This window comes from Piscinibacter sp. XHJ-5 (genome assembly GCF_029855045.1).
Taxonomy (GTDB): Bacteria; Pseudomonadota; Gammaproteobacteria; order Burkholderiales; family Burkholderiaceae_C; genus Albitalea.
The window spans coordinates 4,773,887-4,800,125 of sequence record NZ_CP123228.1; the positions used below are offsets into that span (position 1 = coordinate 4,773,887).

The window sequence follows — 26,239 nt, forward strand, 5'->3', positions numbered from 1 at the left end:
CATGAGCGACGTCGGCGACATCGTGCTGGTCGTCGACGACGCGCCGCGTTCGCTCGGCGCCTTGTGCAGGGAACTCGAGGAGCACGGCTACACGGTGCTCGTTGCATCCGACGGCGAGTCTGCGCTCGAGCGACTCGAGCTCGTGACGCCCGACGCGGTGCTGCTCGATGCGCTGATGCCGGGGCTGGATGGCTTCGAAACCTGCAGGCGGCTGAAGTCGAACCCGGCCTGGTCGCACATTCCGGTGATCTTCATGACCGGACTGTCGGAGACGGATCACATCGTCAAGGCTTTCGGTGCCGGCGGGGTCGACTACGTCGTCAAGCCGGTGCGCACGCCCGAGGTCCTGGCGCGCCTGGCGGCCCACGTTCGCAACGCGCGTGCCGCCCGCATGGCGCGCGACGCCATCGACATCGGCGGGCACGGCGTGCTGATGGTCGATGCGCACCGTCGCATCGCTTGGCGATCGCCGCGCGCTGCGGCGATGGTCGGCGAGTTCTTCGGCGGCGACGACTCCGCCTGTGCCGAGTGGCTGGACAAGAGCGTGGCTGCGGGCGGTGAGCTGCACACGTTCACCCGCGGCGGGCACACGATCAGCGCACGACAGCTCGGCGCCGCGGGCCTCGGCGAGACGATGTGGCTGCTCGGTATGCGCGGTGACGACGCGCCGAGCGCGTCGCGCTTGGCGACGGCATTGCTCACGCCGCGCGAGACCGAAGTCCTGTCGTGGATCGCGAAGGGCAAGACCAACCGTGACGTCGGCGATATTCTCGGCATGAGCCCCCGCACGGTGAACAAGCACCTCGAACACGTGTTCGAAAAACTCGGCGTGGAGACGCGTGCGGCGGCCGCGGCGTTGGCGAGTCGCGAGTTGGGATGACCTCGTGGGTACGCTGGCGCTCGACCGGGGATGCTCTGAACGCGGCAGTTCGATCGACTTGATGAGTCTTCCGGCGCTAACGCGACATGTTCGACCCGCGGAGTGAAGCCTGACGGCGAGCTCGTCGCCGCCGCACCACTGGAGTTGCGCGCAGCGGTGAGCTACGGCCGTTGGCCCTCCGGCTGATCGACGGTGCGTCGCGTCGATCGGAGACGCCTCCAGCGACCCCGCGACCACTCGATTGCGCTTCCCGGATCGCCCGGCCGCCCAACTCCGAGCGGTGCAGTTCTGAGCGGGGCCAGCCGCCATCCTTCGAACTGGGGAGGACCCCATCGTTCAAGGCAGCGATTGAAAGGGCTGGAGTGCTGGCGTACGCTCTCGATCGATGCGCGGAAGGCGCGCAATGGAGCGGCCAATGTGTCAGCGCGCAGCCGTGGGGCCACTGGGTGTGTCCGAACCCATCGACCGTCTGCACCACGAGGACCGTGTGCCGGAGGACCACGCGTGCGGCCCGCGCTGCGTGGGGCGCGTGCCGGGACCAATCGGCCATCAGGCGCTCATGGCGCCGGGATCCCGCGGCGACTGGTCCGTCGAATACGACCCGACCCCGAGTGAGGATCAGGTTGACCGTTTCATTGGTCGTGCGTTTCGACGACGATCCGACGTACGGAGGTATCTCGCCACGGAACGCGGAGGGCCAATCGATTCTCAGCACCTGAACTGGATACCCGAAGTTTTCGTAGCAATGCAGCACATTGCGACCGGAGATAGCTTCACGCTCGAAAAGCACTATCGTGGGGCGCATTTCGAACAATCCTACACGCCCTCTAGGTACCGCTCCGCGGCAACGGAGCACTACTCGGCGGAGGAAAACATGGCGATATCGATCGTCTTCGACTTCAGTTATCGCTTCGAAACAATGCAGCGTAGCGTCGGGATGGCCGGCTATTTGTCGAGTTTTTCGAGTGAAGATCTTGCAACGAATAGAACAGGGATAGAGATTGCAATTCGATTTTGGCGTTTGCTGGTGCGTGAGGGAAGAGATGTGTCTCATTCCGCCGATACGCTTGCCGCAGAGAATCCCGAGCATCTTCATGGGGCTGCAAGAACCGTTCTGCGAGAGCTTCGGCCGCTTTCAACAATTGGAGTACTCGACGAGTGGGCAGGAGAACTTGTCCGGGGAACAATATTAGGGAGAAGTAGCGTACGGCCGTTCGGGATAGAAAATCCCCCTCACTTTCTTCTCACGAACCCCGAGCCTCCGCGCGTCGGCGCCACTCGGCAGTAGGGAAACTACACCGATATCCGAGTACCCGGGGTCGACAGTGGCTTGTTCCAGAGTCTTCGGCTCTGGGAAAGCGGTCGATTGTGGACCCGCTTGGCCGGGACTGAAGGTCTCTCATCGAGTTGAGGGCCACGCAGGATGCGCCTGCAGGCCAATGGCGGCATCTGGGTGCGATCAACCAGCCGATGCTGCCATCAGTTCCCCCGCGAGGGTCAGCTTCCAGGAGTGGGGGTGGACTCACCGTCCCGGCCAAGACCAGCCGTTCATGGCCGACTCCTCGCTGGCATCGCGGCCGGATGCCGAGGCGCAGGCGCGCAGGGTGGCGCGATCGAACGCCTTCGTGTGAGCTGCGCGATTGCCGCGCGGGCTCTGGCCAGGCCGGCCTCTCCAGGCCGTGACGATGCACCAAGGCCCATGCCGCTGTGCAGCGAACCGCGCTGGCTCTCTTGCAGCACACTCCATGCGATGCCCGCCGCAAAATCCGCCACCCGACTCGACTCCTCGCCGGTCTTGTTCAAGAGCGCCAAGGCTTTCGAGACCTGGCTGACGAAGAACCACGCCACCTCCGACGGCCTCTGGCTCAAGATCGCCAAGCGGGGCGCCGATGAACCCAGCGTCACCTACCGCGATGCGGTGGAGGTCGCGCTCTGTTGGGGCTGGATCGACGGCCAGAAGAAGGGCCTTGACGACCAGCACTTTCTCCAGCGCTTCACGCCGCGGCGCGCGCGCAGCATTTGGTCGAAGATCAACGTCGACAAGGTCGCGGCGCTCATCGGGGCGGGCCGCATGCAAGCGCCGGGCTACGCGCAGATCGAGGCCGCCAAGGCCGACGGACGCTGGGCGCAGGCCTACGACGGAGCGCGCACGTCCGCGGTGCCGGAGGACCTGTTGGCGGCGCTGGAAGCCGAGCCGAGGGCCAAGGCCTTCTTTGCAACGATCAACGCGGCCAATCGCTACGCGGTACTGTGGCGCATACAGACGGCCGTGAAGGCCGAGACGCGCGCCAGGCGCATCGCCCAGCTGGTGGAGATGCTCGCGCGCGGTGAGACCATCCACATCTTCAAGCCCAGTGCCAAGGCATGACCGCGAGGTTTACGCGTGGTCTCCTGGGCCACACCTCTTGAAGCGCGGCCACGAGGCTTCACCGGATGCCACCGACGGCCTCGGCACTTCCTTCGGCACCAACTTTCAGGTCGCGACGAATGTCGAACATGGGCTCGAGGGACTCGAGAGCCTGACTGCGCGCCAGCGGCCAGTTCCTGCCATTCGTGGCTGACAGCTCAGGTGCTCAAGAACCCCGCGCGCCGGGGAATGCGCCGGTGGATTTGCGCCAGACCAGCGTGAAGTTGTTTGCCGGCATCGGTACGGCCTCCTCCAGCGCAAGGCCTTCATTGCCCGCGACTTCCGCCACCGTGTCGATGTCGCGCACGCCCCAGAGCGGATTCCTTGCGCGCAGGCTCAACGTCGAACGCTTCATTGCTCTGCGACGTGTGCGCGCCGCCGCGCATGTACGGGCCGTAGGTCACAAGCACGCCGCCGGCGGGCACGATCGTGCCGGCGCCCGCCATCGTTCGCCCTCTCCGCTTTCCTGAGCAGTACCTGGGTGGGTTTCGTTTCAGAGGGCACCGCGGTGCCGGTCGCGCTGATACCTGCGGCGTGCTGATCACCGGATGCGCCCTGGTCGCACTGCTGGCGGTTCAACGCTATGGCAGCGAAGGACGCCCATCGGTTGCCGCATCCGTGAAGGACCTGGCATGAGAGTCACAGGTCGATCGAACTTCAAGTTCCCGCTGCTTCGTGAAATGGGGTCGATGGACATGGCGCGCTCCGTCAGGTTGATCTCGGGATGCTGCGCCGCTCTTCGAGCGCGCATCGACACGATGGAGGACTTGCCGGTGGCTGTCCTGAAAGGCGGCCGAAATCGCGACGAACTTTTCCGAAGCGACAGCGGAGTCAGCAATAGGCTCGACTCAAGAGGTCGGGCGCGATGTCACGTTGCGAGGCGCTGGCCACAGTGAGTGCCTTCAGGCAGTGGGCGCACGGTCGCGCCACCAGCGAGTTCGTCTATGCGTCGGTTGAGCTGGTCGAAGGCAGGTTCGCTCGGCAAGCCCGCCATTAGGCGCGCGCGGTGCGCGCCGATTGGACCGCCCCGAGGTATACAGTAGGAGTGTCGGCCCATCACTTCTGAGTTCGCCGCCGGGCCGGAGGGATTGGAGGTCCGGACGTGGAAACCGACAGCAGACTTATCGTTGCGTTGCCCGGATTCGTCGTCGATGCGGAGCAGCACGAATTGCGCACAAGTAGCGGCACGCGCGTGCCACTGCGGCCGCAGGCCTTTGCGGTGTTGGAGTGTCTAGCCCGTCGCGCCGGTCAGCTCGTCAGTAAGGATGAGTTGATTCACGAAGCGTGGCCGGGTCTTGTTGTCACCGACGACAGCCTCGTGCAATGCATCAAGCTGATCCGCCGTGCAATCGCAGATGACGAGCGGCGCGTGCTGCAGACCGAGCCCAAGCGTGGTTATCGTCTCCTCGTCACTGCGGAGACGGAAGACGAAGGCGCATCGCCGGCCCGATTCCACCAAGACATCCGCTTCGCCACCTCGGCAGACGGAGTGCGCATCGCGTACGCCGTGACCGGCGACTCAGGGCCACCGCTGGTGCGTGCGACGCACTGGATGACGCATCTCGAATGGGAGCGGCACAACCCGGTGTACGGCCCAACCATCCACCGCCTGTCGCAACACCACCGATTGCTTCGCTACGATGGTCGTGGCTCTGGCCTGTCCGATCGAGACATTCCGCTGGGAACACTCGATGAAGCGGTCGAGGATCTCGCCGCTGTCGTTGATGCGGCCGGGTGGGACCAGTTTGCGTTGCTGGGACGCTCGCAAGGCAGCGCGATCTCGATCCGATACGCGGCGAGAAACCCGGAGCGGGTAACCAGCCTTGTACTTCTCGGTGGCCTTGTTCGAGGCTGGCTAAGGCGTAGCAAGACACCGCCCGATTCCGACCAGGCCCGCGCCTTCTGGCAACTGGTCGAAAACGGGTGGGGACAAAACAATGCCGCGTTCCAGCAGCTCATCGTCTCAGAAATGTTCCCAGGCGCCGACTCCGAGCAGCGGCAGGCGTTTCTGACATTGCAGCGAGCGTCCTGTACGCGACACGACGCCGCGCAGCTCGCTCGCATGGTGGCCGAGTGCGATGTGTCGGACGATCTTGCGCGCGTGCGCTGTCCCACGCTCGTACTGCACAGTCCCCACGACCTGTGCGTACCGTTCGAGCAGGGGCGACTGATCGCCTCGTCGATTGCGGGTGCGCGTCTTGAGCCCTTTGACAGCGTTAATCACACGCCTTTGCCGGGCGAGCCAGCGTTCGAGCAGGTCTATGACTTGATCGACGACTTTCTGCTGCCGCAGGCAGACGTGCTCCACCTGCCCGGATCGGCCGCACGCCCGGAACTGCGCGCTGTTCCAGCGAGCACCGTTCCTCGGGTTGGGACTGCGATACGGCGCGGCGACCACTGATCACGGACACCGAACGACGTGGCCCGATCAGAAAAGGTTCGGTGAATTTCGTCGCGGAATCAGGACAGATCGCATTCGACGCCATACCGTGAGTTCTCGTTCGAGGAAACGCTCAAATGGAGGCGCCATGAACTCGTTCCACAGTACTCTCGGCTCAGCCGTTTGCTTCGCGACACTTGTCGGCCCCGCGCCAGCGCAGGATCTCGTCGTGCGCATCGGGCATGTCGGCCCGCTCTCCGGCGGCTACGCTGCCTATGGTAAGGATGCCGAGAATGGCGTGCGGATGGCGATCGAGGATCTCAACGCCAAAGGCATGGCGATAGGAGGCAGGCCGGCGCACTTTGAGCTTGTTTCCGAGGACGACGCGGCCGATCCGAAGCAGGGCACCGCCGTGGCCCAGAAGTTGTGCGACGCCAAGGTGAATGGCATCGTCGGGCACCTGAACTCGGGGACCACGATCCCGGCCGCGGCGATCTACCATCGATGTGGCGTGCCGCACATCACCATGGGAGCGACGAACCCCAAGCTGACGCAGGCCGGCTACAAGACGACCTTTCGCATGACACCCAACGACAACACCCTCGGCGCGAGTATTGCGCGCCACGCGGCGCACGCTCTGGGCGTGAAGACGGTCGCGGTGATTGACGACCGGACAGCCTACGGCCAAGGCGTGACGGAGGTGTTCAAGAAGACGGCGCTTGGCCTGGGCCTAAAGATCGTTGAGGAGCAGTACACCAACGACAAGGCGAGCGAATTCAATGCGCAACTGACCGCCATCAAGTCGAAGCACCCCGACGCAATATTCTTCGGTGGGCTGTATTCGCAGGCCGGCCCAATGCTCCGTCAGATGGAGCAACTTGGACTCGTCGACGTCAAGTTCCTCGGCGGGGATGGCATCTGCAATCCGGATCTCGGCAAGCTCTCCGGCGGCGCGAAGGTCGCCGACAACGTCCTCTGTACGGAAGGTGGCAGGTCGATCCAAAGAATGGCGAGCGGCACCGCATGGAAGGCGCGCTACGACGCCCGCTTTCCAGGTCAGTACCAGACCCCTTCCCCTTACACCTACGACGCAACCATGGTGCTCGTCGACGCTATGGCGCGCGCCGGTTCGGCCGATCCGCGTGTCTATGCCACGAAGCTGTTCAGCGCTGACTACGAAGGCGTCACGGGGCGGATCGGCTTCGAGCCCGACGGAGAGATGAAGAACCCGCCGATGACGTTGTACGTCTACCGTGACGGCAAGAAGACTACGCTCGACTAGTCGGCGAGATCCCCATTCACAAGAGGCGAGGCCTGGTCAATCGGTGAGTGAGCGCCGCTGTTCACCGCGCTGGCTGAGTTTCGATCGGAAGAAGCTGTGTCGAGAAGGTCTTCCTAAGACCTCGACGGTCTGCTTTTGGGATCCCTCCCAGCGGCGTCCAGGGACTCCTATGGGTCGTCAGTTCCATGTCGCAAGTTGCGAGAGCGGCCACTGGCGAACCCAATGTCGCGGCGGACATGGTCGTCTTCTGCGCTGCCTTTGAACGGCCGGTTCGGAGGTGCTTCGGACAGTCGACTTGCGGACCGTTCACCCTCGGGCCAGGAGCTGACAGTCGGCATCGACTGCTTCGCCTGCGGCCCGCCCTCGATCCCCAGCGTCGCACCGAAAAAGCAGCACCCGCGAAAAGGAGAAAAGGAAACTGCAAGACGATGTCGATTCCCGGCGTCCCCAATCGTCGTTCCCCTGACTGGCCGCCCGGCCAGGCTTCGGAAAGGCATCATGAAACTACTCCTCACTTCCGCCGGCATCAGGAACGCGAGCATTCATGACGCGCTGCTCGAACTCCTGCGCAAACCGATCGCCGACTCCCATGCCCTGTGCATCCCCACCGCCGGATACGGACATCCGCGCGGCACGGCGGGCGGCGCATGGCGTTTCCTTGCCGGCAAGGAGCCTCGCACGCCGATGTGCGAGCTGGGGTGGAAATCCTTGGGCGTGCTCGAGCTCACCGCGCTGCCCAGCATTGACAAGGAGCGCTGGGAGCCCTGGGTTCGGCAGGCGGACGTTCTGCTGGTGAATGGCGGTGATGCCGTGTATCTGAGTCACTGGATGCGACAGTCGGCGCTCGTGGACCTCCTGCAGTCGCTGCCCGAGATGGTCTGGGTGGGCCTCAGCGCGGGGAGCATGGTCATGACCCCCCGGGTCGGAGAGGACTTTGTCGAAACCAAGCCGTCCATTACCGGTGACGACATCGCGCTCGGGGTCGTCGACTTCTCGATCTTTCCTCACCTGGATCACCCGGATCTTCCGGAGAACTCGATGGCCGCCGCGGAAAAGTGGGCGGCCGGCCTCGGATGTCCGGCATACGCCATCGATGACCAGACCGCCATCAAAGTGGTCGATGGCACTGTCGAAGTCGTCTCGGAAGGGTACTGGAAGTTTTTCGGCCGCTGACGACGAGAGGTTTCAGCCCTCGCCGGATCGAAGGACCGTTGTCCGGCTTGATGGCGACCTCACAGTTGCGGCCAGAAGGGAGGACACCATGGGACTCCTGACCCAGTCTTGTCTGACGGCAACCCTCCGTCTGCCAGCCGGACAAGCGGACGTACGAGGGAGGGATGTCGATCGGCTGCACTCAGTCTGCTGCTGTCATCCGCGGGCGGGAGCCGAAAGCAACAACGGGTGGGCAGCTTGCCGATGAACGACGAGCGTCGAACGCGCTTGACGCTGGCGTCGTCGGCGCCGCTCAGCGCTGGGGCAGCGATTGGCGGTAAAAGCGCGCCTGCGCGGCCTGCTCCCGCTGGATGCACGGCTTGCTCGCGCCGCAGTCCTTCAGGCGGCGGAAGTACTCGCTCTTGGCGCGCCCTTGCTGCACCGCGGTGAGCTTGAGCTCGTCGCGGTACGAGCGCCAGAGCGGCGCCAGTGCGAGGTCAGCGGCGGCGAGCTCGGGGTCTCGGCAGACCAGCTTCTCGTGCGGGAAGCGGGCGTCCTTGCACCAGGAGGCGCGCGGGAAGTCGACCGACGCCGTGGCGGCCGGCGAGGCGGCGGTGGACCCGCCGCCGGCGTCGCCGCTGGGCGGGGCAGCGGTCCTGCCGGTGGTGTCGGACCTCGCCGCGGCGCCTGTCCCGCCGAGCGCGGGCTGCTCGTCCAGCATCGCGGCGTATTTCGGCGCGAGCCGAACGCGCGACTCGGCCACTTCCTGCACGCGGCCGTCGCCCCACATGATCACCGGGTTGCCGCGCGCGTTCACCGACCAGCATCCCTCCATGCGCTCGCCGCTGGCCCGCTTGACTGCCCGCTGGATGCGGCTCTCGGGGGTGCCGCAGGCCTCGGTAAGCAACAAGATCTCGCCGCGCGGGACTTGGACGATGGCGAGCGTATCGGCCCACGTGGGGGCGCACAGAAGGACAGCGAGCAGAACGATCCACGGTGCAGACGTCACGGCATTTCTCCTGGGAGATAAGGGCTGACAGCAAATCGCGCGCCCTGCTGCCCCGCCCCATGCGGCCGTCGAGCGCGCCCAAGCGGCGCGGCCGTGCGGCTGCCCAAGGCCTGGCCGGTTGGCTAGATGGCCTGCCCGCCTGACACCTCGATGCGCTGAGCGTTGACCCAGCGGTTGTCCGCCGAAAGCAGGCTCGCCACCATGGGCCCTATGTCGTCGGGGACGCCGGCCCGGCCCAGCGCCGTCATGCCGGCGAAGAGGTGGTTGACCTCCGCGTCGTCGCGCACGGAGCCACCGCCGAAGTCCGTCTCGATGGCGCCGGGCGCCACCGCGTTGACGGCGATGCCGCGGGCGCCCAGCTCCTTGGCGAGGTAGACCGTCAGCACCTCCACGGCCCCCTTGACCGCCGCGTAGGCACCGTAGCCGGGGAACGACACGCGAGTCAGGCCCGAGGACAGGTTGACGATGCGACCGCCGTCGGCCAGCAGCGGCAGCAGCGCCTGCGTCAGGAAGAACACGCCCTTGAAGTGCACGTTGACGAGGCCGTCGAACTGCGCCTCGGTCGTGTCGGCGACGAGGGCGTAGTCGCCGTGGCCGGCGTTGTTGACGAGATGGTCGAAGCTGTCGCGCGACCAGGTGTCGCGCAGCACGCTGCGCAGCCGCTCGGCGAAGGCCGCAAAGCTTGCGACGTTGCCCACGTCCAGCGGCAAGGCGACGGCCTGGCGGCCCAGCGCGCGGATCTCGGCGACGAGGGCCTCGGCCGCGTCGGCACGGCTTAGGTACGTGACGATGACATCGCCGCCGCGGCGGGCCAGGTGCAGAGCGGCGTTGCGGCCGAGACCGCGGCTGGCGCCGGTGATGAGGCTGATGGTGGTCATGAATGGCTCCTGTGAACGAAGGTCTTCATGCTCGTCTTGAGCATGGGACCTTGGTTGTCGGAAGCTCGCCATCGCTTGCCTGATCCTGCTTTCTCGACTGCCCGGCTCCCCGCCGCTGTAGGCTTGCGGTCATGAATGACTTGCTCGATGCTGTCCGCCGCCACGCCAATGCGCAGGCCGACGCCCATGGCATCGCCCGCACGCCCATCCCCGGCCTGACGACGGTGCGCGCCACCGCGCCGAGCGGACTGGTCTACGCGATCTCGCGGCCGCTGGTGGCCCTGGTCGTGCAGGGCCGCAAGCAGGTGACGCTCGGTGCGCAGGCGCTGGACTTCTCGGCGGGCGAATCGCTGCTGATCACCGCCGACGTACCGACCGTCAGCCAGATCACGCGTGCCACGCTGGCCGCGCCCTACTACTCGCTGGTGTTGGAGCTGGACGCCGCCCTCATTGCCGAGCTGGCCGGGCAGATGCAGGCGGCGACGGCGGGCAAGGTTGCGCCGGTGCGCATGCTGCCGACCGACGCCGAGGTGGCGAGCGCGGCGCTGCGTCTGCTGAGATTGCTGGAAAGGCCCGAGGCGCTGCCTGTGCTGCAGGCCACGCTGCTGCGCGAGGTGCACTACTGGCTGCTGGCCGGCAGGCACGGCGCCGCCATCCGCCAGCTCGGCTGGCCCGGCGGCCATGCCGAACGCATCGGCCGTGCGGCGGCGCTGCTGCGCGCGGAGTTCTCAAAACCATGGGGGGTGAAGCAACTGGCCGACGTGGCCGGCATGAGCGCATCGGCCTTCCACCGCCACTTCCGCGCGACGACGTCGCTGTCGCCGCTGCAGTTTCAAAAGCAGCTGCGCCTGATCGAAGCGCGGCGGCTGATGCTGGCCGAAGGGCTGAGCGCCAGCAGCGCCGCCTTCACCGTTGGCTACGAGAGCGTGCCGCAGTTCACCCGCGAATACGGCCGCCTGTTCGGCCAGCCACCGGTGCGCGACGTGGCGGCTGCGCGCCTCAGCGCCCAGGCGGCGTGAGCCGGCCTTCGACCTGGCTGACGTCCTCGCCCAGCTCGACCAGACAGCGCTCGCGCCATTCGCTCGTCCATTCCGCGTCTGAGAAGCCCTGGAGCGGATAGCTGCCGCTCTGGTGAACGACGCCCTCGCGGCGGGCGAGCGTCCGCTGCACACTCCGCACCCCGTCTGCAGCTGAATTAACAGCACCGCCACCGGGCCGGCCACTCGCGATGCGGTTAGCCTCGCGATTCATGCGAACTGACATCCCCTCGTCGGGGCGCCTGCAGCCATGGATCATGCTGTTGGCGCTGACCGCCGCCTTTGCGATGAGCCAAGCTTTTCGCACCGTCGCGGCGGTGCTGGCCCCGCCGCTCCAAGCCGAATTCCGTCTGTCGCCGCAGCAGCTCGGAACGTTCGCCGGTGCCTTTCATTTTGCGTTCGGCGCCATGCAGTTCTTCGTCGGCATCGGCATCGACCTGCACGGAGTGCGACGGACGGTGCTGATGGGCTTTCCACTGGCCGTCGCAGGCGCGGTGCTGTCGGCTCTGGCCCCGTCATACAGCACATTGGTGCTCGGCCAGGTGTTGATCGGCGTTGGTTGTGCGCCTGCGTTTCTCGCATGCACGGTTTTCATCGCTCGGCGCTTCGACCCGGCGCGGTTCGCCGCTATGTCGGGCACGGTGCTGAGCATCGGCGGCATCGGGCTGCTCGCCACCGGCACGCCGTTGGCGTGGCTGGTGCAGACCTCGTCATGGCGCATGGGCTTCTGGGTGCTGACCGGCTGCTCGGTGGCTGCATGGGCACTGATCGCGTGGAAGGTGCACGAGCCTGGGTCGCCTTCGTCCGATCCGGGCGTGCCGCGCGAATCTCTTGGCCGCGCAGCGTTGACTTTCGTGTCACTGTTCAAGCTACCGCACACGGCAGGCATCGTCGCGCTGTCGTTTGTCTGCTATGCCTCGTTCATCACCCTGCGCGGCCTGTGGCTCGGCCCGATGCTGATCGAACGGCATGGCTTTTCGCTGGTGGAAAGCGGGAACGTGGCATTGGCGGTATCGCTGTTCTCGCTTCTCAGCCCCTCGGTGTTCGGCCGCCTAGACCCCGGCAACGACAAGCGGCGCCGCTGGCTGATCGGCTGGACACTTGTGTCGGCGGCGATGTTCGTGTTACTCGCGTTGGGTCGCAGTGCAGTGGTCGACATCGCGCTGACGCTTGCGATCGGCATGCTATCGGGCTACATGGTCCTGCAGTATGCGCAGGTGCGCGCCGCCTATCCGCAGCGGATCGTCGGGCGCGCGCTGGCGCTGTTCACCATGTCGATGTTTCTCGGCGTCGCGATGATGCAATGGTTCACCGGCCTGATCGCATCGATCGCCAAGTCACAGGGCACCGACATCTTCGAGCCGGTGCTATTGACCATTGCTGGGCTGCTAGTGCTCGGCGCGATGACATTCGCCTGGTTGCCACGAGCGCCATCGGAGAAGGCTTCGAGTGAGCCAGGCTGACTGACCTCGATGCTCTGTTTCGCAGCAGGTGCTGTCGATGGCCGCCCGCGGCTGTACTCGCGCTGAGCGACACCAAGCAGTCATTGACCCCGGCGACCGGCGCTGGCTCGAATAGTCGTTGTACGAGGTACTGCGGCCGTAGGACTGTCGCTCATCGACCCGGACGTGCAGATGTCCCGCATCCGGCTCTCGGACAAGACTTCACACCTTCGCCCACGTGCGGTTTCGTCCCCGCCAAGTCAGGCGCACGAGTCCGAGTCGGTCGTAGAGGATCGAGGGTGGATAGCCCCCTCCCCGTTTGCGTCGCTGCTTGAACTTGGTCCGCAATCACCGGCGCAACCGCGCGACGGTGTAGCTGTCGATCGCCCGGTATGCGCGACTGACCGTACCCACTTGGAAGTAGTAGCGTCGAAGGAGTTCATCCCTCCGGCACCAGGGGCTCGGCCACCCTGAAGGCAACGAACCCACGCTACCGTTTGGTGGAAGTCCCACAGTACCGTTGCGAGAGAGCTCGGCAATGGTTGCCGCGGCTGCACCGAGGCCGTCTCACAGCTCGCCCGGGCGCGTCGGCAGATGGCCTGGCATCAGCACTTCGCCGTTCGGGCCCAACTCGACCTGTGATGCCCGGCTCCAGCGCCTCGAGCCGGCGCCGTTGCAGCACGTCGGCGCTCGGGCGGCGCTTGGGTCGAAGGCCAGCGCGGCACGCAGGTCAGCCAGCAGCTGCGGTTCGCTCCACGGCTTCCACGATGGTCGGCCTGGCGCACGCGCTGAGGCTGAAGGTCGTTGCCGAAGCGACTTCTACGGCACGTCGATTGCTGCGCCGTGTCATGCGCAGAGACAAGCCCCAGATGTATGAAGCGCCGCAAGACCACGCGGTCACGGGGTTCGTGCGCGTGCGCGGAGCCCGCGAGCACAACCTGAAGAACGTCGACGTCGACATCCCGCGCGACGCGCTCGTCGTGTTCAGCGGTGTGTCCGGCTCGGGAAAGTCGTCCCTCGCCTTCGGCACGCTCTATGCCGAGGCGCAGCGGCGCTACTTCGAATCGGTGGCGCCTTACGCGCGCCGCCTCATCGACCAGGTCGGCGTGCCGGAGGTCGATTCGATCGACGGCCTTCCGCCGGCGGTGGCGCTGCAGCAGCAGCGCCAAACCCCCAGCACACGGTCGTCGGTGGGCAGCGTCACGACGATCGCCAACCTGCTGCGCATGCTGTATTCGCGCGCCGGGAACTACCCTCCCCGGCAGCCGATGCTGTACGCGGAAGATTTCTCTCCGAACACGCCCCAGGGTGCATGTCCCGCCTGCCACGGCCTCGGCCGCGTGTACGAAGTCACCGAGCAGTCGATGGTGCCCGACGACTCGCTCAGCATCCGCGAACGCGCGATCGCAGCGTGGCCGCCTGCATGGCACGGGCAGAACCTGCGCGACATCCTCGTGACGCTGGGCTACGACGTCGACAAGCCCTGGCGCGACCTGTCCAGGAAGGACCGCGACTGGATCCTCTTCACCGAAGAGCAGCCCACCGTGCCGGTGTACGCCGGCTTCACGCCAGCCGAGACACGCGCTGCGCTGCGCCGCAAGATGGAGCCCAGCTACCAGGGCACGTTCACGGGCGCCAGGAAGTACGTGCTGCACACCTTCGCCACCACGCAGAGTCCCATGATGAAGAAGCGCGTGTCGCGCTTCATGGTGGGAGCCGTGTGCCCGGCCTGCCACGGCAAGCGGCTCAAGCGCGAGGCGCTGTCGGTCACCTTCGCCGGCTACGACATCGGCGAGATCTCGCACATGCCGCTCGCGCAGCTCGCGCAGGTGCTGGCGCCCGCCGCCGAAGGAAAGCTGCTCGCGGAGGAAGGTCGCGCGACCCTGAGCCGGGCGGCCTCGCGCAAGGACACCGAGCGCCGTATCGCAGCGGGCGGTTCCGCGCATCAGGGCGCACCTGACGTGCGCCGCACGCCCAATCTGTCCGAGGAAAAGCGGATCGCGGCGCAACGCATCGCCCACGACGTCGTCGAGCGGGTGGACACGCTGACCGCGCTGGGGCTCGGCTACCTGTCCCTGGACCGCAGCACGCCCACCCTTTCGCCCGGCGAATTGCAGCGGCTGCGCCTCGCGACCCAGATCCGCTCGAACCTTTTCGGCGTCGTGTACGTGCTGGACGAGCCATCGGCCGGGTTGCATCCGGCCGACGGAGAAGCGCTGCGGGTGGCGCTCGATCATCTGAAGCACTCGGGCAATTCGATCTTCGTCGTCGAGCATGACCTCGAAGTGATGCGCCATGCAGACTGGATCGTCGACGTCGGTCCCGACGCGGGCGAGCAAGGCGGGCATGTGCTCTACAGCGGCCCGCCCGACGGACTTCGCGACGTGGAAGCCTCCCGAACCGCACGCTATCTGTTCGCCCCGACGGCACGCCGCAAGGACCCGCCGCGCTCGCCGGCCGGCTGGCTGAAGCTCGCGGGCGTCAGCCGCAACAACCTCCGCGGCGTCGATGCGCAATTCCCGCTGGGCGTGCTCACCGCGGTCACGGGCGTGTCCGGCTCGGGCAAGTCGAGCCTCGCGAGCCAGGCCCTCGTCGAGCTGGTGGCGGCGCAACTCGGACACGACGCGCCACCACCGGAGGACGAGGTCGACGAGCTCGAGGGCGCGACGCCCGGCACGACCGCGGGCCACATTGCGGGAGGCATGGAGGCGGTCAAGCGGCTGGTTCAGGTGGACCAGAAACCGATCGGCCGCACGCCGCGCTCCAACCTCGCCACCTATACCGGGCTCTTCGATCACGTGCGCAAGCTGTTCGCCTCGACCAAGGCAGCGCGCTCGCACCGCTACGACGCGGGGCGGTTCTCGTTCAACGTGGCCAAGGGCCGTTGCGAGACCTGCGAAGGCGAAGGCTTCGTGAGCGTGGAGCTGCTCTTCATGCCCAGCGTCTATGCACCCTGCCCGACCTGCCACGGTGCGCGCTACAACGAGCAGACGTTGCGGATCACCTGGCGCGACAAGAACATCGCCGAGTTGCTCGGCATGACGGTGAACGAAGCCTTCGATTTCTTTGCCGGCGAGGCCGCCGTCCAGCGGCCGCTCAAGCTGCTTCAGGAGATCGGACTCGGTTATCTGCGGCTCGGGCAACCTGCCACCGAGCTGTCGGGCGGTGAGGCGCAGCGCATCAAGCTCGCCACCGAGCTGCAGCGCATGCAGCGCGGCAGCACGCTCTATGTGCTCGACGAGCCGACCACCGGCCTGCATGCGGCGGACGTCGACAAGCTGATGGCGCAGCTGCAGGGCCTCGTCGACGCGGGCAACACGGTGGTCGTGGTCGAGCACGAGATGCGCGTGGTGGCCGAGAGTGACTGGGTCATCGACATGGGCCCCGACGCGGGCGACGAAGGGGGCCGCGTGGTGGCAGCCGGTACGCCCGCCGACGTCGCGCGGGCCCAGGGCATCCGGACAGCGCCCTATCTGGCGCACGTGCTCCAGGCTGCCGGCACGTGAGCCCCGAACAGGCACGACGGCCTTTGCGCAAGCTTCGGGAAGGCCCGGTGCCGCCGCCATTCGACGATCAGTGGGTCAGTTGATATTCACCTCCCATGCCGCGATAGATCAGTCCCAACGACGGCTGTTAGGCGGCGACATCGGCGACGCAATGGTCCGCAACCGGTCGGAAGGTCGAGTTCGCCTCGTGCGCTACCTGCCGTTCGCACGAGCAGGTCTCCGCTCCCTTGAGGGCCTGGTTCAGAAGTACAGCGGTCGTTGCCGCCGCCGACCACGCCGGCCTTCGAAAGGTCGCTGATGACAGCCGCTGTCGTTCGGGTGCCGACGTCGAGTGTCCGGGTCCAGTCTCGAATCGACGGTCCACGCGAGCCTCGATGGGCAGCAGGCCAGCGGCGCAGCGGGTGCCGTCGGTGATGGCCGCCTTCTCAACTCACGGTCTCGCCATATCGCGGTCATCCAATCGAGTCAGGCCGCCCGGCACTCAGGCAGGGACGGCCGATCGTCCGGAGGATCAGATCTCCATCTGTTCGGAGATCTCGAGGGCGTCATCGATCTCGATGTGGAGGGACCTCGCGGTCGACTCCGGCTTGGAGTGCCGAAGGAGCAGCTGTACCGCTCACACGTTCTTGATGAGGCGTCACCTTCATTCTTCGCATCCAGATGTCCCTGTCTAGGACTGCGCGCACTTCTGCCGACTTACTTGCTGAAGCTGCCGATGCCAAAGCGGCAGGGATTCGCGCTGCATGCGACCATCGTCACTCGCAGAACATACGTCCCGCCGCGGCTAGGTGAAACTGCGACCATCGGGTGGTCGTCCTCCAAATTGTCCTCGTCGGTCACGTGCCCGTTGGGCGATCGGAGAGACAGGTCGATATCCGAGCAGTCGCCATCGCAAACGCCGACGAAGTGATAACTCTTGCCCACGTCCAGTGCGATATTCACATCGCTGTGAGCGCCAGCATCGAGCGATTCCACGTACACCTGATGCGACATGGCAAAGCCGTTTTCGCTGAAACGCTGTCCGACCCGTCGAACTTGCTCTCGAACGAGGTTCGCCCACTCATCCTGAGCGACGGCCGGAGCGCTGGATGCGCCACAGACCAGCAAAAGGGCGAAAGCAAAAAGAACCCTGCGGCGAACCGGCCCCCGAACAACTTTCAACATGAAGTGGCTCCCCAAGTCGGTGGTGCCCGCCATCCGATGTCGGGTCGACGTCGAAGCACCCCGTGTCCATCAGCATCATTAACGGACACATACCCGTTGCGCTGGTGGCATCCATGGCATCCTCCACTGGGCCCATCGGCTGCCCGTCAGTCTACGCCCGCGGCCACCGGCGTTGGTCACCGCCGGCGGGTACCGAGCGTCTGCATCACACTGCACCGGCCGACCGCTTTCGGGTCGGCAGCGTCAGTTCGCGACTTTGGGACGCAGCCGTTCACACGCGATCTCCACACGGTCTCGATTGCCACCCTCGAGCGACCGCGGTCGTCGAACTCGCTTTCCTTAAAGGGTCGGTGAACGTCAAGTTCTGAGGTGGACCTGCCGTTCGCCGAGAAGACCGCCAAGGTCAGCTTTCGGCAGGCGGCGTCATTCGGTAGGCCAAGTTCGAACGGCAGCAGTCAGTCTTTTCCTGCCTTCACCGCACAAACGCGACCGACAGCTCACAGCGGCAGGGAACGCACCCGAGCGACAGATGCGGCGTCTACGGATTGAGTGCCCGCTGCTGCCACGGCCATGTGTGAGCCCCGCAGCGAGCGGCCCTGTGCTTCACGCGCAAAGCCACCACGAATGCCACCCCGGCCAGGAAAAGTTCGAAGGTAGCCGGCTCGGGAATGCCGTAGAGGACCAGACCCAATGACCCGAGCGATCCGGTCTGAAACGGGCTGTCCGGAGACAACGCGATCAATGTCTCGGAATAGCTGTAGTGGTCGGCCTGAACGCACAACGTGGCGTAGACGGCGTAGAGCGGTTGGCCTCCGGCAGCGAATGTCCGTTGATCAACCACATTGGCACACAGGCTCAAGTTAACCAGGCGGTTGTCGCGTACCGAGGCAGCGAACGTCATGCCATTGAACGGCGCTCCGGGCGAAGGGTCGACGCGAGCGTGTCCGATGTTGACGAAGGCGCCCGCTGCCTGCGCCGCGGTGATCGGCGTCCCATCCGGCGCTCTTGCCGCGCCGGGCCGGTCATAGAACCATTCGTAGGTACCGTCGGGAATGGGACTGGGGCCCTCGATCACCACCTGTCCGAGGATACTCGGATCCGTCAGATCGCCTCCCGTGCGAAGGAGCCTGAAATGTCCGTCGGCAAGTTGGGCGTGAGCCGCTGCGCCAGCGGTAAGCAAGAGCGCGGCGAACATGCGGCGGCGAAGAACGTGGGATAGAAAGCCCATGAGTCTCTCCTCACAAGATCTCCCGGCGTGGTAGCAATCTTGCGCTCATCAAGCCACTGGCCTGCCTTTCACATCAACGGCGTCTTGGTTTTGATGCAGTGTCGAGCACGGCGGGCCGTCAGCAAGCGACTCGCAGCGCCAGTTGGTCACCTCATATTGCGGACGCTGCAGGCAGCGGCTTCAGCTCACCGCCCGGATAAGCGGTCGGACGACAGGTTTCGAGCTTGACCGGTCGTCCGGCGCGAGAGCGGCTCACCGACGGCTTGCGGCGAGCCCACGCTCCACACCAAGTCCCGGTCAGTACCGGACGGAAAAGGCGAGTTCGTATTGCACTGTAAACGTCTTGAGCGCGTCGCGCACGAAACGGCGCAGCGGGTCGTGGTGAATGGGAGAGAGGTTGGTCGCCTCGAGGCGCACTGCCGTCCCTCCCCCCTCGTAAGTGACGGATATCGCGAGGTTGTATGCGCCGATCATCCCCCCGAGGGCATCAGCGTAGCCGTCGAAGGTCGCATCTTTCCTTAGCGCCGGCTTGAATATCTTCCCCACTGCCGTAAGCGGCATCTCGCGGACGATCTTCACGAATTTTGGAATCGCCGCGCGTTCCGGAATGCGTTGAGCGGCAAAACGAAGCAAGGATTCGGAGTCAGCATCGACCCCGGGCTGCAGAGAGACGTAAGCGATGGGCATCTCGCCCACGTACCGGTCTGGACGACCGATGGCAGCCGCGTGTTGGACTGCGGGATTGGCGTACAGAGCCTCTTCGATCATGCGGGGATCGAGATTGTGGCCGCCGCGGATGATGATGTCCTTTTCCCTGCCGGTCAGCCAGAGATAGCCATCTGCATCGATGGCACCGAGATCGCCCGTGTTGTACCAGCCATCCGGGCTGAAGGAATCATCGGACTCCTTTCCCTCGACGTACCCAGGGATCACGTTGGGGCCGCTGATGAAAACGGCGCCCAGTTCACCGACTGCGCACTTCTGCCACTCGGAACCGCGCTGCAACTCCTTGCGGATTTCCCAGAGCTGGTAAGGAATTCGGATTCCGACTGAACCGATCCGCTTCTCTCCGAAGCGCGGATTCATCGAGCTGATCGACGTACCTTCAGTCAAGCCGTAGCCCTCGATCACCTCGACGCCAGCCAGTGCGCTGAAGTCCCGTGCCAGTTGCCTGGACAACGGCGCCGTGCCGCATCGGACGAACTCGAGACTGCTGATGTCGCAATCGCCGACATCGGTTTGCGCAAGGCTGACCAGGAATGTCGGGACCGCACCCAGGGACTGCGCACGGTACAGCTCCACGATGCGCCAGAAGTTGCGCATGACACCAGCGTCACGGAAGCCTCTGATGCCCGTGAGAACGAGACATGCTCCTGCCATGAACAGGACGAGTCCGTTGGCGATCGCACCGTTCACATGGAAAACAGGCAGTCCGCATAGCCGCACATGGCCTGGCTCCATGGACATGCAAAGCCCCTGCTGCCATGCGTTGACGATCTGGTTCCAATGCGTCTGCATCGCCAGCTTGGGGGCGCCGGTGGTGCCACCTGTGTGAAAGAGCGCTGCCAACCGATGTGGGTCTTGCTCGGGCTCAAACATCAGTTTCTCGTGCGCTTCGTCCAGGTAGTCAGCCAGTGCATGGAGTTGGACCTTGCGACTTGCGACGACGAGATCGTCCCGAAGCTGCTCTTGGCTCTTGGCGCTGATTCCAGCAGCCGGAGCCCACAGCACGCGCTGCAGTTCCGGTGCATCCAGCAATGGGACCTTCTGCCAGATGTCGAAGTCCGGATGCGGGCCCTGCGCAATCAACGTGGTGCTTCCGCTGTCGCGAATGATCGAGGAGATCTGCTCTGGTTCGAGCATGTAGTTGATCGGGACAACGACGCCGATCGTTTCGGCGGCCCAGATGCTCGCGTGAGCGTCTGGCGTGTTCGGCATGAGCACGGCGACCTTGTCGCCTGCTCTCACGCCGAGCGTATGCATGAAATTCGCCACCTGCGTGATGCGCTGCAGGAGCTCCGCAAACGTCCATGTGATGCATATCCCCGGGGTCTCGCCGTCGGGAATGAACCGGATGGCTGGGGCTTGTGACTGGGTTGTTGCCCGCCCGCGTATTGCATCGTAGACCGAGCCCGGAAGCCTCCAGTCCGCGAGTGGCGTGCACTCGAAGGCCTCGACGTCTGCTCTGTCGCTCATGCGCAAGCGTGCTTCTAGCCAATCGCTCATGTCTTCACCTCGTATTCAAGTGACTACCAACAAGTCGGAAGATCGGGCCGTGCGTTTAGTACACGTGTAGACGAGTGTCTACGGAACATTTGAGCCTGTATGTTCGGGATAACCCTAGGAATGGAGTCGCGAACAGCGTCTACTATTCGAACGACTGTCTATAAGGAGGTGCAATGACGAATCGAGCTGTTGTTGTCTCTGTTGCGCGAACACCCATCGGGAAAGCCTTCAAGGGCGCATTCAACGAGACCCATGGCGCCACTCTTGCTGGCCATGCAGTTCGCCACGCGGTGGCGCGGGCAGGGGTGGACCCAGGCGAGATCGACGAGGTGATCCTGGGTTGTGGCATGCCGGAGGCGGCCACCGGGCTGAACATTGGGCGCCATGCCGCTGTACGTGCCGGGCTGCCCGAAAGCGTGGCGGGTTCGACGATCTCCCGCGCCTGCTCGTCCGGCCTGAACGCCGTGGCCGCTGCTGCCGCCCGTATCTTGGTGGACCGTGTTCCGGTGGTGGTCGCGGGCGGGGTGGAATCGATCAGCCTGGTGCAGCCGGTCCGCGCGCGCACCACCATTCGCGAAAGCTGGTTGGCCGAACACCTGCCCGCCATCTACATGCCCATGAACGACACCGCCCAGGTCGTTGCAGAACGCTACGGCATCTCACGTGACGCGCAGGATGAATATGCCCTGGTTAGTCAGCGGCGAACGGCCGATGCACAGAGACGCGGGGCCTTCGCAGCAGAAATCGTCCCCATGAAGTCTCGTAAGCGCGTGACCGAAGGCGACGCGCCCGAGTACCAGGAAGTCGAACTGATGCAAGACGAGGGCAATCGCCCGCACACCACCGCGGATAGTCTGGCCGCGCTCAAGCCCCTGATGGAGAACGGATCGATCACCGCCGGCAACTCGAGCCAGTTGTCCGACGGTGCGGCTGCTTGCGTGCTGATGTCCAGCCGATTGGCAGAGCAACGCAACATCGATGCCCTGGGTGCCTTTCTCGGGTTCGCGGTCGCCGGCAACGCACCCGACGAGATGGGAATCGCCCCGATCCATGCCGTCCCCAAGCTCCTCAAACAGCATGGGCTGCAGGTCGACGACATCGATCTCTGGGAGCTGAACGAGGCGTATGCCTGCCAGACCTTGTACGTGCGAGACCGCCTTGGCATTCCGATGGAAAAGCTGAACGTCAATGGCGGTGCTATCTCCATCGGGCACCCGTTTGGCATGACCGGCGCCCGACAAGTCGGCCACGTGCTGCTGGAGGGCCGACGGCGATCGGCCCGTCACGCGGTCGTGACGATGTGCATTGCCGGCGGCATGGGTGCCGCTGGCCTTTTCGAGATCTATCAATAAGGAGTGTCCGAATGTCCGAGTCCATGATCGTTGCCAGCCGCGAGGATGACATCTTCATCATCCAGCTGAATCGCCCGCAGAAGTTCAATGCATTGAACAACGAAATCCGTACCGAAATCGTCCAGGCGATCGACAGCATCCGCCATGACCAGTCGGTTCGAGCGGTCCTGATCTGGGGAGGCAATCAGGTCTTTGCCGCGGGCGCCGACATCGAAGAGATGCTGGCTCGCACGCCGATGGAGGCGATGCGTCAGATCAATGACGCGCCTGACATCACCGAAGCCCTCGCCTCGCTGCGACAGCCCACCGTGGCTGCGATCGCCGGCCTGGCACTGGGCGGCGGCCTGGAATTCGCCATGGCAGCCGACATCCGGATCGCGGCCTCGTCCGCGATTCTCGGGCAGCCGGAGATCAATGTCGGCCTGATCCCTGGCGGAGGAGGAACTCAGCGACTCTCCCGCCTCGTCGGGTTGAGCAAGGCGAAAGAGATGATCCTGCTGGGAGAGCGGATCGACGCATTCGAAGCGCTGCGCATCGGTCTCGTCAACAAGGTCGTGGCCCCGGAAGATCTGCTCAATGAAGCGAAGAGCTTGGCGCGCCGATTGGCAGCCAAGCCAATGTGGGCGTCGCGCTTGGCCAAGCTCGTGATCGACCGCGGCTACGACGCCGACATCAGTCAAGGCGTGACCATGGAACTGCTCGCCTTCTCCGCGGCCTTCGGCACGCCAGACCAGCGTGAAGGCGCGCGTGCTTTCATGGAGAAACGACAAGCGGAATTCACGGGAGCAACGCGCTAGTGCAACGCACCACTCTGTTCTGGTACTTGTCTCGCGGTGCCGGTGAGCGCGGCCTTCGCCGGCGTACCCCCGGCCAGGATGTCGGACGCGCGAGCGGTCCAGTTTGACGGCTTGGATCGATGTTGTGATGGGCGACGTACAGATCATGAGCCGCAGAAATCTGCCGCTCGCTGTGGCCGTGCCGCGGTTGACACATCGAGATCACGCGGCCGTCCAGCGTGTTGAGCGCCGCAAACAGAGTGGTCGTGCCATGGCGCTTGTAGTCGTGGGTGAGCGTGCCGGCGCGCCCGCGTTTCATCGCTCCGGCCTCCTGGGCGATCGGAGTATCGCGTGTCAGACAAGTTCTATAACTTCACGTGCGCTGAACCAGCGCGACTCTCCAAAGTGCTGCACAAACCCATATCACCTCACATCGAACAAGGAGACATCATGAACAAACTGGGAAACCTCGGCCGAACCCTCGTTTGGTCATCGATGATCCTGCTTCTCGGGCTCTCCTTGCCACTCTCCTCGCTTGCAGAAGACAATCCTGCCCGGCCGATCCGCATCATCGCGCCATGGCCCGCCGGGGGCGGACTTGACAGCGTGGCCCGAATCGTCGCAGCAAGACTGCAGCAGAACCTGAAATCGCCCGTATTCGTCGAGAACATAGCAGGCGCCAGCACCATCTTGGGCACGCAGCATGTCGCGAAGGCGAATCCCGACGGCTACACACTGCTCTTTACCTCGAACACGACCTTCTCGACCAATCCGTGGCGAAAACTGAAGTTGCCATACGACCCGAAGACCAGCTTCCAGCCTGTCTCCCTGGTCGTTCGCAACCCGCTGGTTCTGGTCGCGAACAATGACGCGCCCTACAGGGATGTACCGGGCCTGCTGTCCGAGATTGCCCGCACCCGGGGGAAGTTTGTCTACGCGTCCTTCGGCAATGCAACCACGGGTCATCTGGCCGGAGAGTTGTTCAAGAAGGAAACGAACGCCGATATGGAACATCTTCCGTATATGGGCGGTGCACCCGCGATCAGGGACCTGATGGCGGGTCATGTCAAGATCCTCTTTGACACCGCCGCCAATGCGCTGCCCTTCATCGAGACCCAGCGGGTCCGAGGACTCGCCGTGCTGCAGCAATCCCGATCGCCTCTCGCGCCCAACGTTCCGGCCATTGGAGAGTATGGCTACAAGAGCATCGACATCACGGTCTGGTTCGGACTCTTCGCCCCGGCTGGCACACCGGATGCGGTCGTACAACGCCTTTCGCGAGAAGTGAAGGCCATCGTCCATGACCCGGATATCGCGACACGCCTGAAGGCCCTCCATGTTGAGCCTGTAGGCTCGGGGCCGAAGGAGTTTGCCGACTTCCTGGCTGCCGACCGGGCTGCGATGGGCAGGATTATCGAATCGGCAAAGATCCAGCTCGACTAGTCGTCGGCCACAGCGGGTTCTGCTTCGCCTCGCAGGCGCGCCGCAAGCAACCGACTCAGGGTTTCGCAACCGCTTCATTCCTGGCACAAATTGATCGCATTCAGCACGCTGAAGTCCATGCCAAGACCCATCTTTCTCAAGGAAACTGCACAAAAGCAGCTGATCCAGGCCGGCCTGCGGGCCTTCATTCGGCAGGGATTCAATGGCGCAGGCGTCCGGGACATCTTGCAGGCCGCGAAAGTTCCAAGCGGCTCCTTCTACTACTACTTCGACAGCAAGGAGGCGCTAGCTGCCGCAGTCGTTGATCGGTACGCCGAGCTCTCCCGGCAGAAGCGCGCGAGTCTGCTGCTGGGAGATCCTTCCGTCTCCCCCTTGAAGCGCCTGCGGAACTATTTCGAAGCCTATGTCCATTTCTCCGGATTGGCGCAATTCCGGCAAGGCTGCCTGCTCGGCGCGTTGACCCTCGAAATCGCGAACGCCAGTCCGCTCGTGATGGAGCGCATCCGCGTGGCATTTTCTGAATGGGAACGCATGCTGGAGGAAGTGCTGGCTGAAGCTGCGAACCAGGGGCAATTGCCCCCAGGGCTTGCCGCAAGAGAACTTTCGGCCTTCATCGTCATCGGTTGGGAAGGCGCCTTGCTGCGCATGAAAGCCGAACAGAGCGAGAAGCCGCTCCGCTTGTTCATCGACACGCTGTTCCAAGGCATCTTGCGTGTGGAGAAGGACCAATGAGCGGGACTTTCCCAATCACACTCGTCGAGCCTGTGCACAACCATCGGAGACACGCATGTTTGTAAAGGAACTGTATGCGGGCCAGCGCATCCTCATCACAGGTGGTGGCACTGGCCTGGGACTCGCCATGGCGGAGGCGCTGGCGAAGCTGGGTGCCGAGGTTCACATCTGCGGTCGGCGCGAGGCAGTGCTGCGCGAGGCCGTCGAACAACTCCAGGCGGTCGGTACGGCCAAGGCCGTGGCGCACTCTCTCGACATCCGCCACCCTGAAGCCGTCGAAGAGATGATGGGGCGAATCTGGGCGGAGCATGGACCGCTCTCCGCGCTGATCAACAACGCCGCGGGCAACTTCATTAGTCGCACGCAGGACCTCAGCGTCAATGGCTTCCATGCCATTTCCGACATCGTGTTCCGCGGAACGTTCTACGTCACGCAGTCCGCAGGCAAGCGCTGGATCGCATCGGGGCAGTCTGCCAGCGTGCTGTCGATCGTCGTCACCTGGGTGCAGACCGGTGCGCCGTTTGTCGTGAGCTCAGCCATGTCGAAGGCCGGCGTGGATGCGATGACCAAGTCCCTCGCCATCGAATGGGGGCCGTACGGCATCCGCTTCAACGCCATCGCGCCGGGAGTGATCCCGACCGAAGGTGCATCGCAGCGCCTCCACCCGGGAGGGTACGACCATGACTTGAGCAAACAGAACCCGATGCGTCGGCTTGGTCACGGCGCGGACATCGGCCGACTGGCGGCCTTTCTGCTTGCGCCGGACAACACATGGATCAATGGCCAGACCATCACGCTTGACGGCGGCGACTCCCTGGCGAATGGGGCCTACTACACGCACTTGCAAGATTGGACCGACTCTGATTGGCAACGAGCGCGAGACCGCATCCGGAAGCGGGATGCCATCGACAGGGCGCAGAGCCCGGCCTGCTAGCCCGAACGTTTGCACCCCTCATGGCAGCTTCTCACTCGAACAGCCGCAGTGTTCGGCACGCAGACGGGTTTCCGCCTGTGCCTGCGAGCGTCTATCCGCAAGAAGGTTTCAGTGGCGATGCGGCTCTTGGTCGACAGGAATGGTTCGGAGCTTCAGCGAGCGGACTCATGCGCGGGCAGAAGGACTAGGCCCCCCGCGAATGGGCGCGTGTCATGGCTGATGAGTTGGGTAGCTCGGTAGAACCAGACTTTGAGAGTGCTACGGCTGACAGCGCATGGGCATGCGCGATCATGCCGGACCGTTCGTCGGCACGGTCCGCGGTGTATGTGGGCACGTTCACCGTGCTTCCGGTGCAGCGCGGCTGAGCTGGTGGGCTTCGCTCGCGAACTCCAGTGAACACGACGCCCTGGG

21 protein-coding genes and 2 pseudogenes are annotated in these 26,239 nt (G+C 64.6%); 14 read left to right on the forward strand and 9 right to left on the reverse strand.

The features are described 5' to 3' along the window. The first annotated feature begins 1 nt into the window (after window position 1). From P7V53_RS22505 to P7V53_RS22515, 3 genes are all read left to right on the forward strand, one after another. Window positions 2-880 carry a response regulator transcription factor gene (locus P7V53_RS22505; protein ID WP_280156581.1) on the forward strand — a complete coding sequence of 293 codons (879 nt, stop codon included), beginning with the start codon at window positions 2-4 and terminating at the stop codon, window positions 878-880. A gap of 874 nt (window positions 881-1,754) precedes the next feature. Beyond that, window positions 1,755-2,168, forward strand: coding sequence for a hypothetical protein (locus P7V53_RS22510; RefSeq protein ID WP_280151747.1), 414 nt, complete (start codon window positions 1,755-1,757; stop codon window positions 2,166-2,168). A gap of 462 nt (window positions 2,169-2,630) precedes the next feature. Continuing rightward, window positions 2,631-3,248 carry a YdeI/OmpD-associated family protein gene (locus tag P7V53_RS22515; RefSeq protein ID WP_280151748.1) on the forward strand — a complete coding sequence of 206 codons (618 nt, stop codon included), beginning with the start codon at window positions 2,631-2,633 and terminating at the stop codon, window positions 3,246-3,248. 205 nt (window positions 3,249-3,453) lie between these two features. On the opposite strand, the gene P7V53_RS22520 is transcribed toward P7V53_RS22515, so the two are convergent. Continuing rightward, on the reverse strand, window positions 3,454-3,642 hold the full coding sequence (locus P7V53_RS22520) for a DUF938 domain-containing protein (protein ID WP_280151749.1): 189 nt from the start codon (window positions 3,640-3,642) through the stop codon (window positions 3,454-3,456). A gap of 13 nt (window positions 3,643-3,655) precedes the next feature. Further along, a pseudogene (locus tag P7V53_RS31540) lies at window positions 3,656-3,733 on the reverse strand (SAM-dependent methyltransferase); the annotation flags it as partial. Between the two features lie 656 nt (window positions 3,734-4,389). Here P7V53_RS31540 and P7V53_RS22525 point away from each other — a divergent pair. From P7V53_RS22525 to P7V53_RS22535, 3 genes are all read left to right on the forward strand, one after another. Beyond that, window positions 4,390-5,688, forward strand: a complete 1,299-nt coding sequence (locus P7V53_RS22525; RefSeq protein WP_280151750.1) for an alpha/beta fold hydrolase — start codon at window positions 4,390-4,392, stop codon at window positions 5,686-5,688. A gap of 127 nt (window positions 5,689-5,815) precedes the next feature. Then, window positions 5,816-6,949, forward strand: coding sequence for a branched-chain amino acid ABC transporter substrate-binding protein (locus P7V53_RS22530; RefSeq protein WP_280151751.1), 1,134 nt, complete (start codon window positions 5,816-5,818; stop codon window positions 6,947-6,949). A gap of 498 nt (window positions 6,950-7,447) precedes the next feature. Further along, window positions 7,448-8,122, forward strand: coding sequence for a Type 1 glutamine amidotransferase-like domain-containing protein (locus tag P7V53_RS22535; protein WP_280151752.1), 675 nt, complete (start codon window positions 7,448-7,450; stop codon window positions 8,120-8,122). A 292-nt stretch (window positions 8,123-8,414) separates the two neighbouring features. Here the strand turns inward: P7V53_RS22535 and P7V53_RS22540 are convergent, their stop codons facing one another. Together P7V53_RS22540 and P7V53_RS22545 are read right to left on the reverse strand one after the other, a co-directional pair. Next, window positions 8,415-9,110 carry a hypothetical protein gene (locus tag P7V53_RS22540; protein WP_280151753.1) on the reverse strand — a complete coding sequence of 232 codons (696 nt, stop codon included), beginning with the start codon at window positions 9,108-9,110 and terminating at the stop codon, window positions 8,415-8,417. Window positions 9,111-9,232: 122 nt separating this feature from the next. Next, on the reverse strand, window positions 9,233-9,988 hold the full coding sequence (locus tag P7V53_RS22545; protein WP_280151754.1) for an SDR family oxidoreductase: 756 nt from the start codon (window positions 9,986-9,988) through the stop codon (window positions 9,233-9,235). Between the two features lie 131 nt (window positions 9,989-10,119). On the opposite strand from P7V53_RS22545, the gene P7V53_RS22550 reads away from it, so the two are divergent. Then, window positions 10,120-11,007 (forward strand): AraC family transcriptional regulator, encoded by an 888-nt coding sequence (locus P7V53_RS22550; protein WP_280151755.1) that lies wholly within the window; start codon window positions 10,120-10,122, stop codon window positions 11,005-11,007. On the opposite strand, the gene P7V53_RS22555 is transcribed toward P7V53_RS22550, so the two are convergent. Then, window positions 10,988-11,158 carry a hypothetical protein gene (locus P7V53_RS22555; RefSeq protein WP_280151756.1) on the reverse strand — a complete coding sequence of 57 codons (171 nt, stop codon included), beginning with the start codon at window positions 11,156-11,158 and terminating at the stop codon, window positions 10,988-10,990. The genes P7V53_RS22550 and P7V53_RS22555 overlap by 20 nt on opposite strands. Before the next feature lie 79 nt (window positions 11,159-11,237). Here P7V53_RS22555 and P7V53_RS22560 point away from each other — a divergent pair, with 79 nt between their 5' ends. After that, a complete protein-coding gene (locus P7V53_RS22560; protein ID WP_280151757.1) occupies window positions 11,238-12,488 on the forward strand; it encodes an MFS transporter in 1,251 nt (416 codons plus the stop codon). Between the two features lie 848 nt (window positions 12,489-13,336). After that, a complete protein-coding gene (locus P7V53_RS22565; protein ID WP_280151758.1) occupies window positions 13,337-15,973 on the forward strand; it encodes an excinuclease ABC subunit UvrA in 2,637 nt (878 codons plus the stop codon). Window positions 15,974-16,484: 511 nt separating this feature from the next. Here P7V53_RS22565 and P7V53_RS22570 read toward each other — a convergent pair. From P7V53_RS22570 to P7V53_RS22585, 4 genes and pseudogenes are all read right to left on the reverse strand, one after another. Next, a pseudogene (locus P7V53_RS22570) lies at window positions 16,485-16,601 on the reverse strand (integrase); the annotation flags it as partial. 68 nt (window positions 16,602-16,669) lie between these two features. Next, window positions 16,670-17,137, reverse strand: a complete 468-nt coding sequence (locus P7V53_RS22575) for a hypothetical protein (protein ID WP_280151759.1) — start codon at window positions 17,135-17,137, stop codon at window positions 16,670-16,672. Between the two features lie 538 nt (window positions 17,138-17,675). After that, on the reverse strand, window positions 17,676-18,365 hold the full coding sequence (locus tag P7V53_RS22580) for a hypothetical protein (RefSeq protein ID WP_280151760.1): 690 nt from the start codon (window positions 18,363-18,365) through the stop codon (window positions 17,676-17,678). A gap of 297 nt (window positions 18,366-18,662) precedes the next feature. After that, a complete protein-coding gene (locus tag P7V53_RS22585) occupies window positions 18,663-20,591 on the reverse strand; it encodes an acyl-CoA synthetase (RefSeq protein WP_280151761.1) in 1,929 nt (642 codons plus the stop codon). A 173-nt stretch (window positions 20,592-20,764) separates the two neighbouring features. Here P7V53_RS22585 and P7V53_RS22590 point away from each other — a divergent pair, with 173 nt between their 5' ends. The 5 genes from P7V53_RS22590 to P7V53_RS22610 all read left to right on the forward strand — a co-directional run bounded on the left by P7V53_RS22590 (window position 20,765) and on the right by P7V53_RS22610 (window position 25,828). Then, window positions 20,765-21,943, forward strand: coding sequence for an acetyl-CoA C-acyltransferase (locus tag P7V53_RS22590; RefSeq protein WP_280151762.1), 1,179 nt, complete (start codon window positions 20,765-20,767; stop codon window positions 21,941-21,943). Between the two features lie 11 nt (window positions 21,944-21,954). Next, complete coding sequence (locus P7V53_RS22595; protein WP_280151763.1) at window positions 21,955-22,740, forward strand: enoyl-CoA hydratase-related protein; 786 nt, start codon at window positions 21,955-21,957, stop codon at window positions 22,738-22,740. A gap of 429 nt (window positions 22,741-23,169) precedes the next feature. After that, window positions 23,170-24,162 (forward strand): tripartite tricarboxylate transporter substrate binding protein, encoded by a 993-nt coding sequence (locus P7V53_RS22600; RefSeq protein ID WP_280151764.1) that lies wholly within the window; start codon window positions 23,170-23,172, stop codon window positions 24,160-24,162. A gap of 117 nt (window positions 24,163-24,279) precedes the next feature. Then, window positions 24,280-24,894, forward strand: a complete 615-nt coding sequence (locus P7V53_RS22605; protein ID WP_280151765.1) for a TetR/AcrR family transcriptional regulator — start codon at window positions 24,280-24,282, stop codon at window positions 24,892-24,894. Window positions 24,895-24,949: 55 nt separating this feature from the next. Continuing rightward, window positions 24,950-25,828, forward strand: a complete 879-nt coding sequence (locus P7V53_RS22610; protein WP_280151766.1) for an SDR family oxidoreductase — start codon at window positions 24,950-24,952, stop codon at window positions 25,826-25,828. Window positions 25,829-26,239: the final 411 nt, after the last annotated feature.

Bases quoted from the DNA above. Each gene is read 5' to 3' on its own strand.
- P7V53_RS22510 (WP_280151747.1), top strand. From the start codon at position 1,755: ATGGCGATATCGATCGTCTTCGACTTCAGTTATCGCTTCGAAACAATG.
- P7V53_RS22580 (WP_280151760.1), bottom strand. From the start codon at position 18,365: ATGGGCTTTCTATCCCACGTTCTTCGCCGCCGCATGTTCGCCGCGCTC.
- P7V53_RS22565 (WP_280151758.1), top strand. From the start codon at position 13,337: ATGTATGAAGCGCCGCAAGACCACGCGGTCACGGGGTTCGTGCGCGTG.
- P7V53_RS22505 (WP_280156581.1), top strand. From the start codon at position 2: ATGAGCGACGTCGGCGACATCGTGCTGGTCGTCGACGACGCGCCGCGT.
- P7V53_RS22585 (WP_280151761.1), bottom strand. From the start codon at position 20,591: ATGAGCGATTGGCTAGAAGCACGCTTGCGCATGAGCGACAGAGCAGAC.
- P7V53_RS22560 (WP_280151757.1), top strand. From the start codon at position 11,238: ATGCGAACTGACATCCCCTCGTCGGGGCGCCTGCAGCCATGGATCATG.
- P7V53_RS22550 (WP_280151755.1), top strand. From the start codon at position 10,120: ATGAATGACTTGCTCGATGCTGTCCGCCGCCACGCCAATGCGCAGGCC.
- P7V53_RS22590 (WP_280151762.1), top strand. From the start codon at position 20,765: ATGACGAATCGAGCTGTTGTTGTCTCTGTTGCGCGAACACCCATCGGG.
- P7V53_RS22515 (WP_280151748.1), top strand. From the start codon at position 2,631: ATGCCCGCCGCAAAATCCGCCACCCGACTCGACTCCTCGCCGGTCTTG.
- P7V53_RS22575 (WP_280151759.1), bottom strand. From the start codon at position 17,137: ATGTTGAAAGTTGTTCGGGGGCCGGTTCGCCGCAGGGTTCTTTTTGCT.
- P7V53_RS22600 (WP_280151764.1), top strand. From the start codon at position 23,170: ATGAACAAACTGGGAAACCTCGGCCGAACCCTCGTTTGGTCATCGATG.
- P7V53_RS22535 (WP_280151752.1), top strand. From the start codon at position 7,448: ATGAAACTACTCCTCACTTCCGCCGGCATCAGGAACGCGAGCATTCAT.
- P7V53_RS22610 (WP_280151766.1), top strand. From the start codon at position 24,950: ATGTTTGTAAAGGAACTGTATGCGGGCCAGCGCATCCTCATCACAGGT.
- P7V53_RS22545 (WP_280151754.1), bottom strand. From the start codon at position 9,988: ATGACCACCATCAGCCTCATCACCGGCGCCAGCCGCGGTCTCGGCCGC.
- P7V53_RS22605 (WP_280151765.1), top strand. From the start codon at position 24,280: ATGCCAAGACCCATCTTTCTCAAGGAAACTGCACAAAAGCAGCTGATC.
- P7V53_RS22530 (WP_280151751.1), top strand. From the start codon at position 5,816: ATGAACTCGTTCCACAGTACTCTCGGCTCAGCCGTTTGCTTCGCGACA.
- P7V53_RS22520 (WP_280151749.1), bottom strand. From the start codon at position 3,642: ATGAAGCGTTCGACGTTGAGCCTGCGCGCAAGGAATCCGCTCTGGGGC.
- P7V53_RS22595 (WP_280151763.1), top strand. From the start codon at position 21,955: ATGTCCGAGTCCATGATCGTTGCCAGCCGCGAGGATGACATCTTCATC.